The organism is Gordonia sp. NPDC003422, assembly GCF_053588675.1.
In genome coordinates this window covers 98,362-116,881 of sequence record NZ_JBSFQL010000007.1, presented here as the reverse complement: position 1 = coordinate 116,881, position 18,520 = coordinate 98,362, and the positions used below count along the sequence as shown (strand labels likewise).

Annotated in this window: 11 protein-coding genes; 2 read left to right on the top strand and 9 right to left on the bottom strand. The window is 65.8% G+C overall.

Annotated elements, in window-relative coordinates; all coding sequences use genetic code 11:
- The first annotated feature begins 65 nt into the window (after positions 1–65).
- Positions 66–1,067: an alpha/beta hydrolase family protein gene (locus ACWDTF_RS08320; protein WP_355275508.1), complete on the top strand. Its 1,002-nt coding sequence runs from the start codon at positions 66–68 to the stop codon at positions 1,065–1,067.
- Between the two features lie 210 nt (positions 1,068–1,277).
- Here the strand turns inward: ACWDTF_RS08320 and ACWDTF_RS08315 are convergent, their stop codons facing one another.
- On the bottom strand, positions 1,278–2,732 hold the full coding sequence (locus ACWDTF_RS08315) for an MFS transporter (protein WP_355275506.1): 1,455 nt from the start codon (positions 2,730–2,732) through the stop codon (positions 1,278–1,280).
- A 108-nt stretch (positions 2,733–2,840) separates the two neighbouring features.
- Between ACWDTF_RS08315 and ACWDTF_RS08310 the strand changes: the two genes are divergently transcribed.
- The gene (locus tag ACWDTF_RS08310; protein ID WP_449754265.1) at positions 2,841–3,545 is read left to right on the top strand and encodes a TetR/AcrR family transcriptional regulator; all 705 of its coding nucleotides are present in this window, start codon (positions 2,841–2,843) and stop codon (positions 3,543–3,545) included.
- A gap of 154 nt (positions 3,546–3,699) precedes the next feature.
- Here the strand turns inward: ACWDTF_RS08310 and ACWDTF_RS08305 are convergent, their stop codons facing one another.
- The 8 genes from ACWDTF_RS08305 to ACWDTF_RS08270 all read right to left on the bottom strand — a co-directional run bounded on the left by ACWDTF_RS08305 (position 3,700) and on the right by ACWDTF_RS08270 (position 18,516).
- Positions 3,700–7,656, bottom strand: a complete 3,957-nt coding sequence (locus ACWDTF_RS08305; protein WP_240860132.1) for a DNA-directed RNA polymerase subunit beta' — start codon at positions 7,654–7,656, stop codon at positions 3,700–3,702.
- Between the two features lie 43 nt (positions 7,657–7,699).
- A complete protein-coding gene (gene rpoB / locus ACWDTF_RS08300) occupies positions 7,700–11,188 on the bottom strand; it encodes a DNA-directed RNA polymerase subunit beta (protein ID WP_240860131.1) in 3,489 nt (1,162 codons plus the stop codon).
- 555 nt (positions 11,189–11,743) lie between these two features.
- Complete coding sequence (locus ACWDTF_RS08295; protein WP_449754264.1) at positions 11,744–12,817, bottom strand: hypothetical protein; 1,074 nt, start codon at positions 12,815–12,817, stop codon at positions 11,744–11,746.
- Positions 12,817–13,467, bottom strand: a complete 651-nt coding sequence (locus ACWDTF_RS08290) for a hypothetical protein (protein WP_240860128.1) — start codon at positions 13,465–13,467, stop codon at positions 12,817–12,819. The genes ACWDTF_RS08295 and ACWDTF_RS08290 overlap by 1 nt, the downstream gene beginning before the upstream one ends.
- 72 nt (positions 13,468–13,539) lie before the next feature.
- Positions 13,540–14,787 carry an MCE family protein gene (locus tag ACWDTF_RS08285; protein ID WP_240860126.1) on the bottom strand — a complete coding sequence of 416 codons (1,248 nt, stop codon included), beginning with the start codon at positions 14,785–14,787 and terminating at the stop codon, positions 13,540–13,542.
- On the bottom strand, positions 14,784–16,001 hold the full coding sequence (locus ACWDTF_RS08280) for an MCE family protein (protein ID WP_433259415.1): 1,218 nt from the start codon (positions 15,999–16,001) through the stop codon (positions 14,784–14,786). The genes ACWDTF_RS08285 and ACWDTF_RS08280 overlap by 4 nt, the downstream gene beginning before the upstream one ends.
- Before the next feature lie 77 nt (positions 16,002–16,078).
- Positions 16,079–17,413, bottom strand: coding sequence for an MCE family protein (locus tag ACWDTF_RS08275; protein ID WP_355275499.1), 1,335 nt, complete (start codon positions 17,411–17,413; stop codon positions 16,079–16,081).
- Entirely contained in the window at positions 17,413–18,516 is a 1,104-nt protein-coding gene (locus tag ACWDTF_RS08270; protein ID WP_240860123.1) for an MlaD family protein, read from the bottom strand. The genes ACWDTF_RS08275 and ACWDTF_RS08270 overlap by 1 nt, the downstream gene beginning before the upstream one ends.
- Positions 18,517–18,520: the final 4 nt, after the last annotated feature.

Genomic DNA, 18,520 nt, shown 5'->3' with positions numbered 1-18,520 from the left:
GTCTCACCGGTCGTGGCGGGAGAATGTCGCGCCGGGAAGGCGCAGACCGGCATACGCTCACACACATGCACCGGGGTTCACACACAACCACGACGCGCATCGCTCTCGTAGCGATCACGACCGTCATCGTCGCGCTCTGCCTCGGGTTGCTCGCGCCCGATCGCGCAGGGTCGTCGCCCTCGGTCACAACGGCTCAGTCCACGATCACCGCGACCTGCGCCCGCCAACCGGTGACCCTCAGGGCCCACTGGTACATCCCAGCCCGACAGCCCACCGCGCTGGTGTGGTTGCAGCACGGGTTCTCACGCTCGGCACGCAACCTGGACACCATGGCGCGTGCCTACGCAGCCGGCGGGTTTCTGGTGGTGGCCCCCGATCTCGACTCCGTCAACCTCGCCGGGTGCGGGGTCGCGTACAACATCGCCGACAACGCCGCCTTCGCACGCACGATCGCCGACGTGTTCGGGCACGCCTCGGAACCCGACAGCCCACTCGCCCGCAGCCTTCGAAGTGCGGCAGCCTCGCGGCACCGCGACGTCGCCATGCCGGGGCCGATGATCTTCTCCGGTCACTCCGCGGGCGGCGAGTTCGTGCTGATGGCCGCCGACGCCCTGCGCATCGCGGACCCCACCGCCTACCGGCGCCTGCGGGGACTGATGCTGTTCGACCCGGTCAACTCGTTCTTCGGCAGCCACTTCGTCACCGCGGCCGCCGACCTCGCCGCCGCACGCCTGCCGATCCGGGTCATCGCGTCGCAGCCGTCGTTCTCCAACACCTTCGGCATCGGTGTGTCGATCCTGCAGCGCACCACGCACCAGAAGTTCCTGGGTGTGCGCCTGGTGACCGGCATCCACATCGACGTCGAGATGGAGTCGACGGACCTGATCGGGGTGTTGTCGGGGCTCGGTGCGCCCCGGCCACGCAACGGCCGGGTGATCCGCACCCTCGCCACGCACTGGTCGTCGGACATGGTGTCGCACACCGTGACCCCGGCCTTCTATCCCGGCGGCAGCTACTACCGATTCCTTTTGCGCACCAACACCATCACCACATTGCCGGTGGGCTGAAGCAGCACTCCGACCGGGTCAGCTCTTCCAGGTGTACAACGCCGCGTCCGACGTCGAGCCGCGCGAATCGAACGCCGTCACCGAGGCAGCGCTCACCGTGGCCGACGGATCGGTGACTGCGTATACACCGCACAGCGTGCGACCGTTCGTGTTACCGGTCAGATCCTCGTCCTTGCACGAGTCGAGCCGGCCGAACAGGATCAGCGAGGTTCAGTGCTGCTCCTCGGTCTCGTGCGAGTCGGTCAGCGTCATCGCACCGAACCCGGCGACCAGGCCGACGATCACCGCCAGGATCGCGTAGGTGACCCGCTCGCCGTGGAAGAACGAGGTCACCAACTCGTTGCTCCACACTCCCGCAGGCAAACTCACCGTCACAAGCGCCGCGATCAAGGTGCCGACCACAGCAGTACCGACACTTGTGCCGACTTCCTGCGCGGTGTCGTTGAGTGCGGTCCCAATCGACGTGCGATTCTCGGGCATCGCGGCGACCAGCGCGACCGCGCAGATGGTCATGACCGTCCGCAGGCCGATGGTGAGCGTGACCATGAAGATCGCGATCGGCAGGTAGCCGTGGTCGACCGCCCACGCAAGGCCGGCGAGTGAACCACCGAGCAGCACCGCCCCGACGAGGCACGCGATGCGATGTCCGTACTTTCGAGCGAGGCCCTCGGAGATCGGGGTCGCCGCGATCATCGTGATGATCATCGGCAGGTTCGCGAGCCCGGCCTTGACCGGGCTCCAGCCGTAGGCGTACTGGAAATGCAGGATCAGGCCGAACATCACGCCGGCCATCGCGATCGACGTGCCGATCTGGGCGATCGACGCCCCGCGGACCGTGCCGGACCGGAAGATCGTGAGGTCCAGCATCGGCTGCGACGCCCGACGCTCGTGCCAGATGAAGCCGACGAGCGCTAGCACGGCACCGACCGCGCAACCAAGAGTGACGATCGACGCCCAGCCGAATTCGACGCCGCTGGTCAGCATGTAGCACGCCAGTCCGATGGTCGCGATACTCAGCACCGCGCCGGGCAGGTCGAGCCGGTCGCCCGTGAGGTCTTCGGGGCGGTCGGCCGCGACGCCCATCCGCACGCCGATCCAGGCGATGAGCGCGATCGGCGCGTTGACGACGAGCAGCCATTCCCAGCTGACGTGTGCCAGCGCAGTACCGCCGAGCAGCGGCCCGAGGATGAATCCGCTCATGCCGACGACGATCATGATCGTCATCGCCCGCATTCGCAGCTGCTCGTCGTCGAAGAGCCGGAACACCAGCGAGTTGGTGATCGGGGCCATCGCAGCAGCAGCGACGCCGAGCGCGGCGCGAAGCGCAATCAGTTCACCTGCTGAATGGACGAACACCACCAGCAGGCTGATCAGGCCGAAGGCCGCGAGGCCGTAGAGCAGCACGCGGCGTCGGCCGAGCCGGTCGGCGGCCGACCCCGCGGTGAGCAGCAGGCCGCCGAAGGTCAGCGAGTACGCACCGGTCACCCACTGCAGCGCGGTGGTACCGCTGCCGAGGTCGCGGCCGATGGTCGGCAACGCGATGGTGAGCAGCGTGTTGTCGACCATCTCCACGAAGAACGCCAAGCACAGGGCGGCCAGCGGGATCCACGCGGCTCGCAGCGACCCATAAGTCCGGGTCGGGACTGTTTCAGTTACCGAAGTCATCGGAACACCTCCTATCGAACGTTGTTCGGTTATTGAACATGGTTCGAGAATAGAACGTTGTTCGGTCTTCTGGCAAGGCGCAATCGGAGGTGTGATGGGATAGACGGCATGGCACCCGGAGCAAGCCGCACTCGACGCCGCGCGTCGCACTCGCTCGACGCCGTGGTCGAGGCGGCCGTCGCGATCCTCGACGAGTCCGGCGAGCCGGCCCTGACCTTCCGCGCGCTCGCCGCACGACTCGGCGGCGGTGTCGGCAGCATCTACTGGTACGTGTCCAACAAGGAGGAGTTGCTCAATCTCGCGACCGACCACGTGATCGCCGACGTACTCGTCGAGACCTCGAGCCTCGACGCCGACGCCGACCCCCTCGACAACGTCCGGGCGCTGGCGGTGGGCCTGTTCACCACCGTCGCGCAGCGCCCCTGGCTCGCAGCATATTTCATGCGCAACACGACCATCCAAGCAAACGGATTGGTGTTCTACGAGCGCCTCGGCGAACAGATGATGCGCCTGAACCTCTCCCCCCGCAAGACATTTCACGCCGTGTCCGCAGTACTGGGCTACGTGATCGGGGTGGCGGCCGATCTCGGTCAGGTCCCGCCACCGGAGGTGGTCGACGGCGAGGTCGCGGCCGCCGATCACCTTCACGCCATCGCCGACCAATGGCGATCGCTGGACGCCACCGACTACCCCTTCATGCACTACATCGTCGACGAGTTCGACGGGCACGAGGGCATCGACCAGTTCCGTTCGGGACTCGAACTGCTACTGGAAGGCATTCGCCTGCAGGCGGATTCGGCCGAACGCACCTGACACCCGCTCCGAAATCTGTACGCCCGAGCCGAGCGAGGTGCACAGTGCACACGGCTCGGCTCCCGCGTACAGGTTTCCTACGCAGATTCCGCACAAAGCAAGTGGCCCCCGCACTCGCGAGAGTGCGGGGGCCGCTTGGTGTTTGGGCTATTGACTACCGGTAGTCGTTGGAGAAGCCGTAGTCGTCCAGCGGCACCGCAGCACCGGCCGGGGCACCGAAGGTGCCGTCCGGGCTGTAGTAGGTGTCGTCGTAGGACGGCACCGCGTAGGCCGCGGCACGCGCTTCCTCGGTCGGCTGAACCTGGATGTTGCGGTACCGGTTGATGCCGGTACCGGCCGGGATCAGCTTACCGATGATCACGTTCTCCTTGAGACCGATCAGCTTGTCGCTGCGGCTGTTGATGGCCGCATCGGTCAGGACACGAGTGGTCTCCTGGAACGACGCCGCCGACAGCCACGACTCGGTCGCGAGCGATGCCTTGGTGATACCCATCAGCACCGGACGTCCGGCCGCCGGCTCGCCACCCTCGGAGACGACCGTGCGGTTGGCCGCCTCGAACTCGGCACGCTCGACGAGCGAACCGGGCAGGAACTCGGTGGTGCCGTGATCGATGATCGTCACGCGACGCAGCATCTGACGCACGATGGTCTCGATGTGCTTGTCGTGGATCGACACACCCTGGCTGCGGTAGACCTCCTGGACCTCGTTGACCAGGTGGACCTGGACCTGACGGGGACCCATCACGCGGAGCACCTCGTGCGGGTTGGCCGAGCCCTCCATGAGCTGCTGGCCGACCTCGACGTGGTCACCGTCGGCGAGAAGCCGCTCGGAACCGTCGTCGTGCTTGAACACACGCAGGCGCTGACGCTTGGAGATCTTGTCGATGACCACTTCCTCGGAACCGTCGTCGGGGACGATGGTGATCTTGTAGAAGCGGTCGTCGTCCTCCAGGCGCACCCGGCCGGAGACCTCCGCGATCGGTGCGACGCCCTTGGGGACGCGCGCCTCGAAGAGCTCCTGGACACGCGGCAGACCACCGGTGATGTCGTCACCGACGCCACCCTGGTGGAACGTACGCATCGTCAGCTGGGTACCGGGCTCACCGATCGACTGGGCCGCGATGATACCGACGGCCTCGCCGATGTCGACGAGCTTGCCGGTGGCCATCGAACGGCCGTAGCACGACGCACACACACCGGTTCCGGTGCCGCAGGTGAGCACCGAGCGCACCTTGACCTGGGTGATGCCGGCGCCGAGGAGAGCCTCGATGGCCGGATCGCCGAGGTCGTGTCCACGCTCGACGATGACGTTGCCGTTCTCGTCGAGCGCATCGGCGGCCAGGGTCCGCGCGTAGGTGGAGGTCTCCACGTGCGCGTCGCGGATCAGCGTGCCGTCGGCCTGCTTCTCGGCGATCGTCGTGGTGATGCCACGCTCGGTGCCGCAATCCACCTCGCGCACGATGACGTCCTGCGACACGTCCACCAGACGACGGGTCAGGTAACCCGAGTCGGCGGTACGCAGCGCGGTGTCGGCCAGACCCTTACGGGCGCCGTGCGTGTTGATGAAGTACTCGGCCACGGTCAGGCCCTCGCGGAACGAGGACTTGATCGGACGCGGGATGAACTCACCCTTCGGGTTGGTCACCAGACCCTTCATGCCCGCCAGCGAGCGGATCTGGGTCATGTTGCCCGCCGCACCCGACTTCACGATCATCGGGATCGGGTTGTCATCCGGGTAGTGCGCCTCCATGGCCGCACCGACCTCTTCGGTGGCCTGCTTCCAGATCTCGACCAGGGCGTCGCGACGCTCGTCCGGGGTGAGCGCACCGCGCTGGAACTTGCGCTCCAGGCCGTCGGCCCGCTCCTCGTACTTGTCGAGGATCTCCGCCTTGGCCGGCGGGACCAGCACGTCGGCCATCGAGACGGTGACGCCCGAACGGGTGGCCCAATAGAAGCCGACATCCTTGAGCTTGTCGACGGTCTGGGCGACCACGATCATCGGGTAGCGCTCGGCCAGATCGTTGATGATCACGGCCTGACGCTTCTTCGGCATCTGCTCGTTGACGAACGGGTACTCCACCGGGAGCAGCTCGTTGAACAGCACACGACCCAGCGTGGTCTCCGCATCCCAGGCCTGACCGTAGCTCCACCCCTCGGGGAAGAGCTGCGCCTCGAGGTCGGCAGGCGGACGCTGGTCGGTCAGACGCACCTTGATCTGCGACTGCACGGTCAGCGCACCACGGTCGACGGCCATGATGGCCTCGGCCGGGCTCGAGTACACACCGCGCTCGACGTCGTCGGAGGTGGCAGGCGTGTACTCGCCGACCGCGCCCTCCTTGAGGGTGGTCAGGTAGTACAGACCGGTCACCATGTCCAGACGCGGCATGGCGAGCGGACGGCCCGACGCCGGCGACAGGATGTTGTTCGACGACAGCATCAGGATGCGTGCCTCGGCCTGCGCCTCCGCCGACAGCGGGAGGTGCACGGCCATCTGGTCACCGTCGAAGTCGGCGTTGAACGCCTCACACACCAGCGGGTGCAGCTGGATGGCCTTGCCCTCGACGAGCTGCGGCTCGAACGCCTGAATACCCAGGCGGTGCAGCGTCGGAGCACGGTTGAGCAGCACCGGATGCTCGGCGATGACCTCTTCGAGGACGTCCCACACGGCCGGGCGCTGACGCTCGACCATGCGCTTGGCGGACTTGATGTTCTGCGCCTGGTTCAGGTCGACGAGACGCTTCATCACGAACGGCTTGAACAGCTCGAGCGCCATCAGCTTGGGCAGACCACACTGGTGCAGCTTGAGCTGCGGGCCGACCACGATGACCGAACGGCCCGAGTAGTCGACGCGCTTGCCGAGCAGGTTCTGACGGAACCGGCCCTGCTTGCCCTTCAGCAGATCGCTCAGCGACTTCAGCGGACGGTTGCCCGGTCCGGTGACCGGACGGCCGCGGCGGCCGTTGTCGAAGAGCGCGTCCACCGACTCCTGCAGCATCCGCTTCTCGTTGTTGACGATGATCTCGGGAGCACCGAGGTCGATCAGTCGCTTGAGGCGGTTGTTGCGGTTGATGACACGGCGGTACAGGTCGTTGAGGTCGGAGGTCGCGAAGCGGCCACCGTCGAGCTGAACCATCGGACGCAGCTCCGGCGGGATCACCGGCACCGCGTCGAGGATCATGCCCAGCGGCGAGTTGCCCGACTGCTGGAACGCGGCCACGACCTTCAGTCGCTTGAGCGCACGCAGCTTCTTCTGACCCTTGCCGTTGCGGATGGTGTCGCGCAGCGACTCCGCCTCGGCGTCGATGTCGAAGGTCTCGAGCAGCTTCTTGATGGCCTCGGCACCCATCGACCCGGTGAAGTACTCCCCGTACCGCTCGACGAGCTGGTGGTAGAGCTTCTCGTCGATGATGAGGTCACGCGGGGCGAGCTTGACGAACTTGTCCCACAGCTCCTCGAGTGCGTCGAGCTCACGCTGAGCCGCGTCACGCATGCGACGCATCTCGCGCTCGGCACCGTCCTTGACCTTGCGGCGGACGTCGGCCTTGGCGCCTTCGGCCTCCAGCTCGGCGAGATCCTGCTCGAGCTTCTGCTGACGCTCGTTGAGATCGATGTCGCGCTGGTCGGCGACGGCCTTCTTCTCGACCTCCATCTCAGCCTCGAGGGTCGAGAGCTCGTTGTGACGGAGCTCGTCGTCCACCGAGGTGATGACGTAGGCGGCGAAGTAGATGATCTTCTCGAGATCCTTCGGCGCCAGGTCGAGCAGGTAGCCCAGCCGGCTCGGCACACCCTTGAAGTACCAGATGTGCGTGACCGACGCGGCCAGCTCGATGTGGCCCATGCGCTCACGGCGCACCTTGGCCTTGGTCACCTCGACGCCGCAGCGCTCACAGATGATGCCCTTGAAGCGCACGCGCTTGTACTTGCCGCAGTAGCACTCCCAGTCGCGAGTCGGCCCGAAGATCTTCTCGCAGAACAGGCCGTCCTTCTCCGGCTTGAGCGTGCGGTAGTTGATGGTCTCGGGCTTCTTGACCTCACCGTACGACCAGTTGTGGATGTCGTCGGCCGTGGCGAGGCCGATCTTCAGTTCGTCGAAAAAGTTGACGTCGAGCACTTGTTACCTTTCCAGAGCTCTGTCAATAAGGGTCGTCGGCAGGTCAGTTCGCGAGGTCGTCCACGGTGGCGGACTCGTTGCGCGACAGGTTGATTCCGAGGTTGGCCGCAGCGCGTTCCAGATCCTCGTCGTCGGTGTCGTGCATCTCGATGGCCGCACCGTCGGAGCTGAGCACCTCGACGTTCAGGCACAGCGACTGAAGTTCCTTCAGCAGCACCTTGAACGACTCGGGGATACCGGGCTCCGGGATGTTCTCGCCCTTGACGATCGCCTCGTACACCTTCACGCGGCCGACCACGTCGTCCGACTTGATGGTGAGCAGCTCCTGCAGGGTGTAGGCGGCGCCGTAGGCCTGCATGGCCCAGCACTCCATCTCACCGAAGCGCTGACCACCGAACTGCGCCTTACCGCCGAGCGGCTGCTGCGTGATCATCGAGTACGGCCCGGTGGAACGCGCGTGGATCTTGTCGTCCACCAGGTGGTGCAGCTTGATGATGTACATGTAGCCGACCGACACCGGGTACGGGAACGGCTCGCCGGAACGACCGTCGAACAGTGTCGCCTTGCCGTCGCCGTTGACCATGACGTCACCGTCGCGGTTCGGCAGCGTCGAGGACAGCAGTCCGGTCAGCTCCTCCTCGCGGGCACCGTCGAACACCGGGGTGGCGGTGTTGGTGTCGGGCTCGGCCGAGTACATGTCCTCGGGCAGACGCGACGCCCAGTCCGGAACCCCGCTGGCCACGTTGATGTTCCAGCCGGCCTTGGCGACCCACCCGAGGTGGGTTTCCAGGATCTGGCCGATGTTCATACGACGCGGTACACCGTGGGTGTTCAGGATGATGTCGACCGGGGTGCCGTCCGGCAGGAACGGCATGTCCTCGGCGGGCAGGATCTTGCCGATGACGCCCTTGTTGCCGTGGCGGCCGGCGAGCTTGTCGCCGTCCTGGATCTTGCGCTTCTGGGCCACGTAGACGCGGACCAGCTCGTTGACGCCGGGTGCGAGATCGTCGTCGTCGTCGCGGCTGAAGACGCGGACGCCGATGACCTTGCCGGTCTCACCGTGCGGAACCTTGAGCGAGGTGTCGCGCACCTCGCGGGCCTTCTCACCGAAGATGGCACGCAGCAGACGCTCCTCCGGGGTCAGCTCGGTCTCGCCCTTCGGGGTGACCTTGCCGACCAGGACGTCGCCGTCGCGAACCTCCGCACCGATGCGCACGATGCCGCGCTCGTCGAGATCGGCGAGGACCTCGTCGGAGACGTTCGGGATGTCCCGGGTGATCTCCTCGGCACCGAGCTTGGTGTCGCGGGCGTCGATCTCGTGCTCCTCGATGTGGATCGAGGTGAGCACGTCCTCCTCCACGAGCCGCTGGCTCAGGATGATCGCGTCCTCGTAGTTGTGACCCTCCCACGGCATGATCGCCACGAGCAGGTTCTTGCCGAGCGCCATCTCACCGTTCTCGGTGCACGGACCGTCGGCCAGGACCTGACCCGACTCCACGCGCTGGCCCTCGTCCACGATGGGACGCTGGTTGGCGCAGGTGCCGTGGTTGGACCGGGCGAACTTGCGCATCCGGTAGGTGTCGCGGGTGCCGTCGTCCGACATCACGGTGATGTAGTCGGCGGAGACCTCCTCGACCACACCGGTCTTGGTGGAGACCACCACATCACCGGCGTCGACGGCGGCACGCAACTCCATGCCGGTACCGACCAGCGGCGACTCGTTGCGCACCAGCGGCACGGCCTGACGCTGCATGTTGGCACCCATGAGGGCACGGTTCGCGTCGTCGTGCTCGAGGAACGGGATCATCGCGGTCGCGACCGACACCATCTGGCGCGGCGACACGTCCATGTAGTCGACCTGATCGGAGCCGACGAGCTCGACCTCGCCACCCTTCTTACGAACCGACACGCGGTCCTCGGTGAAGCGGCCGTTCGCGTCGACCGCGGCATTTGCCTGGGCCTTGACGTAACGATCCTCTTCGTCGGCGGTCAGGTAGTGGATCTCGTCGGTGACGACACCCTCGACGACCTTGCGGTACGGGGTCTCGATGAAGCCGAACGGGTTGACCCGCGCGTACACCGACAGCGAACCGATCAGACCGATGTTCGGACCCTCGGGAGTCTCGATCGGGCACATCCGGCCGTAGTGGCTGGGGTGCACGTCGCGAACCTCGAGGCCGGCGCGCTCACGGGACAGACCACCCGGGCCCAGCGCCGACAGGCGACGCTTGTGGGTCAGACCCGACAGCGGGTTGTTCTGGTCCATGAACTGCGACAGCTGGCTGGTGCCGAAGAACTCCTTGATCGCCGCCACGACGGGACGGATGTTGATCAGGGTCTGCGGCGTGATCGCCTCGACGTCCTGGGTGGTCATGCGTTCCCGCACGACACGCTCCATACGCGAGAGGCCGACGCGGATCTGATTCTGGATCAGCTCGCCGACGGTACGCAGACGACGGTTGCCGAAGTGGTCGATGTCGTCGACCTCGACGGGCACCTCGACACCACCGGGAACGGTCATGTACGTGGTGATGTGCGGATCGGCCTCGTGCAGACGCACCAGGTACTCGACGGTGGCGACGATGTCCTCACGGGTGAGGGTCGACTCGCCGAACATCGGGGTGTCGGTCAGACCGAGCTTCTTGTTGACCTTGTAGCGGCCGACGCGGGCGAGGTCGTAGCGCTTGTCCTTGAAGAACAGGTTCTCCAGGAGGTTCTCCGCGGACTCCTTGGTCGGCGGCTCACCCGGACGCAGCTTGCGGTAGACCTCGAGCAGCGCCTCGTCCTGGTTGGCGGTGTTGTCCTTCTCCAGGGTCGACATCATGATCTCGGAAAAACCGAAACGCTCGGTGATCTCCTCGGTGGTCCAGCCGAGCGCCTTGAGCAGCACGGTGACCGGCTGACGGCGCTTGCGGTCGATGCGCACGCCGACGGTGTCGCGCTTGTCGACGTCGAACTCGAGCCATGCGCCGCGGCCCGGGATGACCTTGACGGTGTGCAGGGTCTTCTCGGTGGCCTTGTCGATCGCGGAGTCGAAGTAGACGCCGGGACTACGGACCAGCTGGCTCACCACGACACGCTCGGTGCCGTTGATGATGAAGCTGCCCTTGTCGGTCATGATCGGGAAGTCGCCCATGAACACGGTCTGCGACTTGATCTCACCGGTGTTGTTGTTGATGAACTCCGCGGTGACGAACAGCGGCGCCGCGTAGGTCATGTCCTTGTCCTTGCACTCCTCGACGGAGGCCTTGACCTCGTCGAAGTGCGGGTCGGAGAAGGACAGCGACATCGATCCGGAGAAGTCCTCGATCGGGGACAGCTCGTGCAGGATGTCTTCGAGGCCTCCGGTCGGGTTCTCCTCGCCGCGCGCGATTGCTTTCGCGCGCCACTCCGGGGAACCGACGAGCCATTCGAAGGAATCGAGTTGGAGGTCGAGGAGGCCGGGTACCTCCAGCGGCTCGCTGATTTTGGCAAAAGACGCGCGATGCGGCGCGCCGGGGATGGTTGAGGTGGACTGGCGGTTGACTGCCAAGATGCGTCCTTCCAACACGACGTTTCACTACCTGGTTGTGCGGTGAGTGGCTTGATGGGCCGTTCGCTGGTGACAACCTGGATCGGCGATCACCGCAGCACACACAACGCGGTTCGTTGGAGAACCTGTAGTGGCCGTGAGGAGGATCAAAGATGGACAGGAGGCAGCCAGCGCAACGTCCAACTGTAGCAGAAAGTAGACGTACTTTGTCAAGCGCGTCTCGAAGCAACTGCGCGCCGGTGGCTGCCTTGCACGTCAATCGCTGGTCACAGCGTGGACCGACTTCGTCCCCACGTCAAGCGCTACGCGCATTTTTGTGGAAACTTTGTTGCCCGCAGCTCGGCGGGGCCTCTCCCGCCGACCGAGGTGCGGGCCTCGAAGCCCGCCGCCACAAAAAAGTAGGGGAAGAAACTCTTCCCCTACTCTTTGAGTCCTCCCCCGGAAATTTCTGGCGGACGACTGTGAACCTCGGGGAAGAAACTCCTCCCCTAGATTTTGTGGGTACGACCCAAGGGCATTTCCCCAGTTCAGAGGATGGCCACCAAACTCGACGCCTCAGCCGCCGGTGCTGAGCGTCAGGATCTTGTTGATGATCCAGTTGTCGCCCGAGCGTTCGGCACTGATCTCCAGGGCCGGGACACCGCTGTTGACGGCCATCCCGTTGATCGACTGGCTGACGATGAGGCTGGCCAGCACGGTGCCCTGGCCGTCCTCGGTCAGATTCTTGACGCCGATCGAATCCACGCGACATTCGGCGACCATGTTGGTCTTGGTGATCAGGTCGCGCTGGGTCGGCACCACGGAGTCGAAGTTCTTGCGGGCCTCTCCGGACAGGACGGCGTGGGCTTGGCGCACCCATTCGTCGACGTTCGGGCCCTGGTAGGCGATGGCCGTGCAGATCTTGGCGCCGACCTGCCCGGACAGTTCGGCCGTCGCCGATGTGTCGATGTACGCGCGGTTCGGTCCGATGTCGGCACCCGGATGGGCCGCTGCGATGGCGGCAAGCACCGCGAGCACGGCGGCCACGGCCGCGAGAATGGCGACCGTGCGCCGGCTGAACCAGCCCCGCCCGGTTGCCAGTTGGCGTCCGAACCCGGTCACGGCCGCCGACCCCGACTTTGCACGTGCGCTCGCCGGGCGCTTGGCGTCCGACGCAGGACCACTCTTCGTCGGCGGGGCGTCCGCGCCGGAACGCAGGGTCGAGACCCGCGACACCGTGCGCGTCTTGCCCGTCGGCTTGTCCAGGGTCACAGCCTCGGTGGCGTCGGCCTTCGCAGCGCCGGCGTCGGTGTCCGGCTCGGCACTGGGTGCCGCGTCCGTCTCGGTCTCTACGGTCTCGGCCTCGTCCGCGGGTACAGTCTCCGCGGTGTCGGCGTCGTCTGAGATCGCAGGGTCGTCGGCACGTTCGATATGCGTCGTGTCCGGTTCCGGATCGGTGCCGGTGGCGGGAGCAGCGACGTCCGCCGCGACGTTAGCGCCGGACTGATCGGCCGGGTCCGGCTGCGCGGGACCCGACGACCAGTTGGAGTCGTCGACGTTCGACCGCGACCCGGCGACGCGTGGCCGGTATCCGGGAGTGCGTGGTGTGCGCGGTCCGATACTTCGTGGTCGTGGACTACGTGGTGCCATCAGTTCCCACCACCTTGGGGCGGGGTCACCGGCGTGCTCGGCGTGGTGCGCTGACCGGGTTGTTCCTGCACGGCCATACCGTCAAGCGGGAAGACCGTGTCGGCCTTCCACGTGCCGTCGGACCCCTTGTTCATGTGCAGAAGAAATCCCATCGTCACCGGGTCCGACTGCTTCCCGTCGGCGCTGCCGACCACGTTCACGTACACCTGGACCTTCGCGGTTCCGTCGTCGGCGTTGACCTCGGTCGGAGCCGAGCTCTTCACCGCACCGGTTGTGATCCGCTTCTGGTTGGCGGCCTTGCGCAGGGGGTCGATCAACGACGCCTGGATCTGGTTGTTGACCTGGGTGAGCGCCCCACCGGTGAACGATGCGTTCAGATTCCTCTGCCACTCGTCGAGGCGCGCAGGATCGATGGTGGTGACGTTGACCATGGCCTGTTCGGCGGCGGCGGTCGCCTCGTCGCGGGCCTGCTGGATCGGCTTCTGGACAAAGTAGGCCTCGTAGGCCTGGTATCCGAAGAATCCCGCACACGCCACGGCCACAGCGACCGCAACGATCGCCAGCACCCCCACGATGTTGCGGGGCCGGCGATCGGCGTCGTTCGCCGTCGGCTGCTGCGCGTCGTTGCGCGGGTTCTTGTCAGTCTTCATCGGCCGTCACTGTAACGATCGCACCTGAGAACTTGCCAATCCGCGATGGAATCGACAGGCCTGCAGGCCGACCTACTTCTGGTGGACACCCAACAGGATCGCCAGCTGGGTCGCGAGCGGATTCAGGTTGAGCTTGTCGGGGTCTTTCTTCGGCGTCTTGTCCCACGGCTGCGGGTAGGCCGGATTGGAGTACTTGGCCCGCTCCGCGCCGCGCACCCCTGTCGGATTGCCGAATGGCACAGTACATTTCGCGTTCGTGTTGAACGGGAACTCGTCGTAGTGGACGTTGAAGGCCGGGTTCTGGGCCTTCATCCGGTCGATCATCGCCTGGGTGCCCTCGTAACCGCGGGTACACGACGCCGGGTTGTTGGTCTCGAGCACCACACCGAAGTGGATCTGACCGTCGCCGGGCGCGGGACTGTAGCTGCCCGCCGACAACGCCGAGAGCATCGCAAAGGTCGGCGACACCGCGAACGACGTCGGTTCGATGGTGCGCACCACCTGCGACAGGTCGCTCACGACCTTGGCGATGTCGCCGCCGTTCTTCTGGATCAGGTTGGAGACCTGCGTCGCGGCCAGCGTTCCGGTGGTCAGCAGTCGGCGCAGATCCGGATCGGCGGACTGCAGCGTCGCGGTGATCAGGTTGATGTTGCGCGACCACGCGAGGATCTCGTCGGACTGCTCGGCCTGGGTGGCCAGCACGACGTTGGAGTCCTCGATCAGTGCGACGGTCGCGCCGAGGTTCTCCACCCCGGCCCGGCTCAGCCGAGAAAGCGAATCGACGAGTCGGGTGAGGTTCTCGCTCTGCCCGTTGAACGCCTTGCCGAGCTCAGTGATCACCGTGTGCAGGTCGTCCACCGGGATCGACGACGTGAAGTCGATCGCGGAGGCCACCACGTCCTCAAGCGGCGGCGGGAGTTGCGTGTGTTCGCGTGTGATCGTCGAACCGTCTTCGAGGTAGGGCGCACCGCTCGAGCGCGGCTGCAGGTCGACGAACTGCTCACCGATCGCCGACCGGGAGGCCACCACGGCCACCGCCGATGCCGGGATCTCCGGGCCGCCCGAATCGAGGTCGAGGGTGACGTCGACTCCCGTCTGCGTCAGTTTCAGCTCACCGACGCGTCCGACGGGCACACCCAAGTAGGTCACCTCGGCGTTGGTGAAGATGCCGCCGGAATCGGCCATCTGCGCCGTCACCTTGTAGGTCCCGAATCCTGCGAGCTTGTCCAGCCGCGCGTACCTGGCACCGACGTACACCATCGCCACCAGCCCGACGATCACGAACACGATCAACTGGATCTTGACGAATCTGCTGATCACGGCTGCACCCCCAGCATCGCGAGCGGACCGTCGAAGAATCGCTGGCCCGGCTGCACCGGTTTCGGCAACGACGCCGGATACGTGCCGCCCGACGGTGGTGTGTTGGGCCCCGGCCGCGAGTTGGGCGCAGGCGGCAGCAGGGTGATGGTCGGCCAGCCGTACCGCGGGCCGTTGCCGCCGTAGTACGGGTTGGCCGGGTTGACCGGAACGTTCACTCGCGCGTTGGGCGAGTACTTCGGCCTTCCCTGCCCGACGCCGAGCGCCTCGAGCTGGTTGAGCAGCCGGAAGTCGAGCGTCATGAACAGGTTGGCCGAGTCGCCGTGCACACCCGGCAGAATCCAGTCCGGGAACGGAATGGTCAGCATCAGCGGCGCGGCGGTGATCAGATCGGGCGCCGACTTGGCCAGCTGCGTCAGGATCGGACGCAGCGCCTTCAGGTCGGTGATCAGCGCCTCGCGTGACTTGCCGAGGACATCGGTGCCCACCTGGCCGAGCTTGTCGAGCTTGGTCAGCAGGTCGACGAACTGCGGCCGCTGCTGCTCGAGCACCTCGATACCCGCGGGCAACTGCTTGAGGATGCGGTCGATCTGAGCAGTCTGAGCAGCCGTGCGAGTCGACAACGCAGCCAGGCCGTCGATGGCCCGGATGATGTCGTCGCGCTGACGGTTGAGGCCGGTGATGAGGACGTTTGTCTGCTTCAGCAGGCTCCGCACCTCAGTGGTACGGCCACCGAGCACCTTGTTCAGTTCGGTGACGATCGGCTGCAGCTGGTTGAGGCCACCACCGTTGAGCAGCATCGCCAGCGCACCGAGAACCTGCTCGATATCGGTCGCGGTGCGCGTCCGGGTGAGCGGGATCGGCTGATCCGGGTTCTGCCGCGGCGCGTCGGCCGTGTTCGGCGGTTCGGCCAGCGCCACGAACTTCTCGCCGAGCAGCGACGTCTGCTGAACGCTGGCCAGCGCCTTGTCCGACAGATCGACCTCGTTCTTCACCTCGACGGTGACCTGAGCGAACCACTCCTGACCCGGCACCTCGATCTTGGTTACACGGCCGACCGGGATGCCATTTTGCTTCACCATCGACTGCGGCACCAGGTCGAGGATGTTGTCGAACTGGATCTTGTAGGTGCGCGGGTTGTCGCCGGTGTCGACACCGCCGGGCAGCGGGATCGACTGGATGCCGTTGCTCCCGCAGCCGGCGATCGCGAACACCATCGACAACAGCACGGCCACGGCGGCAGCTCGCGTGACGCGACGCGGAACCGCTCGCACGATCGGGACGGGACGGGTCATCAGTTGCCTCCCCGCGGTGTGCTCGACGCCGGGGTGCGCGACGGTCGTGTCGACGGCGTCGCAGGTGCCCGGGTCGACGTCGGGGTCGTGAGGTTCGGATCCGGGTTGCCCGGCACGGTTCCCGGCACCGGGTAGCGCTGCAGCTTGTCGTTGCTCATGATGCCGAACGGCAGCACCGGCAGAAGCGGTTCGAGCACCCGGTTCTTGATCTGCCTACCGATGTTCTCGCACTGGCTGATCAGCGGCGCGAGCCTCGTGCTGAACTGCACGAAGGCCGGGTTGCCGGGCATCAGCTTGCCGAGGTCGAGCAGACGGCACTGGGCGCCGATCAGATCCTGCAGATCCGGGATGGTCAGACGCAGCGCCAGCGTGCCGGACTCGGCGTCGTAGGCGTTGATCAGGTTGTTCAGCGTCACCGGCAGCACCGTCAGGATCTCCTTCAAGGAGTTCCGGGTGTCCAGCAATGCCTGCGTCGTCGGCTGCAGATCCTTGACGGTCTCACCGATCTGTTCCCGATTGTCCGCGATGAACGTCGCGACATCGCCGAGCGCGAACGACAGCCGGTTCAACGACGTCGCGAGCTGGTTGCGCTCACCCGCGAGGAACGTGTTGAACGACGCCATCTGCGTGTTGAACTGACGCACCTGCGCGTCGTTCTGCCGCAGCGCGCCGACGAACACGTTCAGGTTCTTGATGGTGTCGACGAGGTTGCCGCGCGAATCGCTGAGGGTGGTCGAGGCCTTCGACAGGTTCTCGATCGCCTTGCCCAGCGCTTCGCCGTTGCCCGACAGGTTGTCGGCACCGGTGGCGATCACGTCGCTCACCGCGCCGTTCTTGTTGGCGCCCTGCGGTCCGAGCGCGTCGGACAGCTCCTTGACACTCCGATAGATCTGGTCGACCTCGACCGGAACCAGCGTCTTGTCCAGGCCCAAGGTGATGTCGTCGGAAGCCTTGGGACCACCTGTGTATGCCGGGGCCAGCTGGACGTAGCGGTCGGCGACCACCGACGGAATGATCTGTACCGCACGGACATCGGCGGGCAGGTCCACACCACGATCGACCGTCATGGTCACCTTGACGGTCTCCCCCTGCGGCTCCACCGAGTCGACCTTGCCGACCGCGACACCGAGCACCCGCACGTCGGAACCCTCGTAGATGCCGACCGTCCGCTTGAAGGTCGCGGTGATCTTGGTGGTGCCCAGCGACGAGAACACCCACGACAGGGCACCCGCGAGGATCAACGCGAGAATCAGCCCGATGACGATGTAGACGATGTGCCGCGGCGTGAACCAGCGGCCCGGACCGGACGTCCGGGTGAGGTCGGGCGCGGTCATCAGCCGGCCTCCGTTCCACCGTTGTTCTGATCCGCCTTCTTGTTGGGCGGACGCGTGGTGTTCTGCTGCGGCAGACCCGGCGGCAGCAGGTTGACGACCACCTGGTCGAACCAGCGACCGTTGCCGAGCACGTTGGCGTAGAGCCGATAGAACGGCGCCATGTAGGTGATGGTCTTGCGCAGGTTCTGGTTCTGCGCGATGAGCAGCTGGTTGACGCCGTTGATCGCGTCGAGCGCCGGACCGATCTGCTTCTCGTTGTCGCGCACGATGCCGGTCAGCGAGGTGCTCAGACTGGTGGTGCTCGCGAGCAGCGCCGAGATGGAACGCTGGCGATTGTTCAGTTCGTCGAGCAGCTGTCCGGCACCCGCGATGAGGCGCACGAACTCCTCGTTGCGATCGGCCAGGATCTTCGATGTGTCCTTGGTGGCCACCAGCAGCCGCTGCACTTCCTGGTCGCGGCTCGCGATGGTCGACGACAGACGGGCGATGCCGTCGAGCGCCGGGCCCATGTCGCCGGCGGTACCCGAGAACGCATCCGACAACGTCCGCAGCGACGTCGCGACCTGCGTGGTGTTGATCCCGGGATCACCGCCGTTGGGGTCGCCGGTCAGCTGCTTGGCGGCGTCGGAGAAGGCCTCGACCACGTCGTAGGGAGCGACGGTGTCGGTGAGGGGCTCGTCGGGATCGGCCGGCTCGCTGCCGCGCGGGACCAGTGCCAGGAACTTCTGCCCGAGGATGGTCTTGATCTGGATCGACGCCTGGGTCTGGTTCCCGATCCAGGTGTTGTTCACCCGGAACGTGACGTTGACGCGGTCGCCGTCGAGCTCCACGCCGTCGACCTCGCCCACCTTCACACCGGCGACACGGACCTCGTTGCCCGGCTTGAGTCCGGCGGCCTCGGTGAACTTCGCGGTGTAGCGCGCACCGGCACCGACGAGCGGAAGCGACGTCAGATAGAACGACGAAATGGCGAGCATCAACAGGATGAGGATGCCGATCGCGCCGATGCTGACCGGGCTGCGCCGTCCGCCGAAGCGGCGATGCGGATGGGTCTGCTGCGGTTCCTGATCTTCGGAATCGGATGCGTTGGACTGGTCGGTCATCATT

What these genes read in the sequence shown, in the direction of transcription:
- ACWDTF_RS08320 (WP_355275508.1), top strand. Translation starts at nt 66, where the DNA reads ATGCACCGGGGTTCACACACAACCACGACGCGCATCGCTCTCGTAGCG.
- ACWDTF_RS08315 (WP_355275506.1), bottom strand. Translation starts at nt 2,732, where the DNA reads ATGACTTCGGTAACTGAAACAGTCCCGACCCGGACTTATGGGTCGCTG.
- ACWDTF_RS08310 (WP_449754265.1), top strand. Translation starts at nt 2,841, where the DNA reads ATGGCACCCGGAGCAAGCCGCACTCGACGCCGCGCGTCGCACTCGCTC.
- ACWDTF_RS08295 (WP_449754264.1), bottom strand. Translation starts at nt 12,817, where the DNA reads ATGGCACCACGTAGTCCACGACCACGAAGTATCGGACCGCGCACACCA.
- ACWDTF_RS08290 (WP_240860128.1), bottom strand. Translation starts at nt 13,467, where the DNA reads ATGAAGACTGACAAGAACCCGCGCAACGACGCGCAGCAGCCGACGGCG.
- ACWDTF_RS08280 (WP_433259415.1), bottom strand. Translation starts at nt 16,001, where the DNA reads ATGGTGTTCGCGATCGCCGGCTGCGGGAGCAACGGCATCCAGTCGATC.
- ACWDTF_RS08275 (WP_355275499.1), bottom strand. Translation starts at nt 17,413, where the DNA reads ATGACCGCGCCCGACCTCACCCGGACGTCCGGTCCGGGCCGCTGGTTC.
- ACWDTF_RS08270 (WP_240860123.1), bottom strand. Translation starts at nt 18,516, where the DNA reads ATGACCGACCAGTCCAACGCATCCGATTCCGAAGATCAGGAACCGCAG.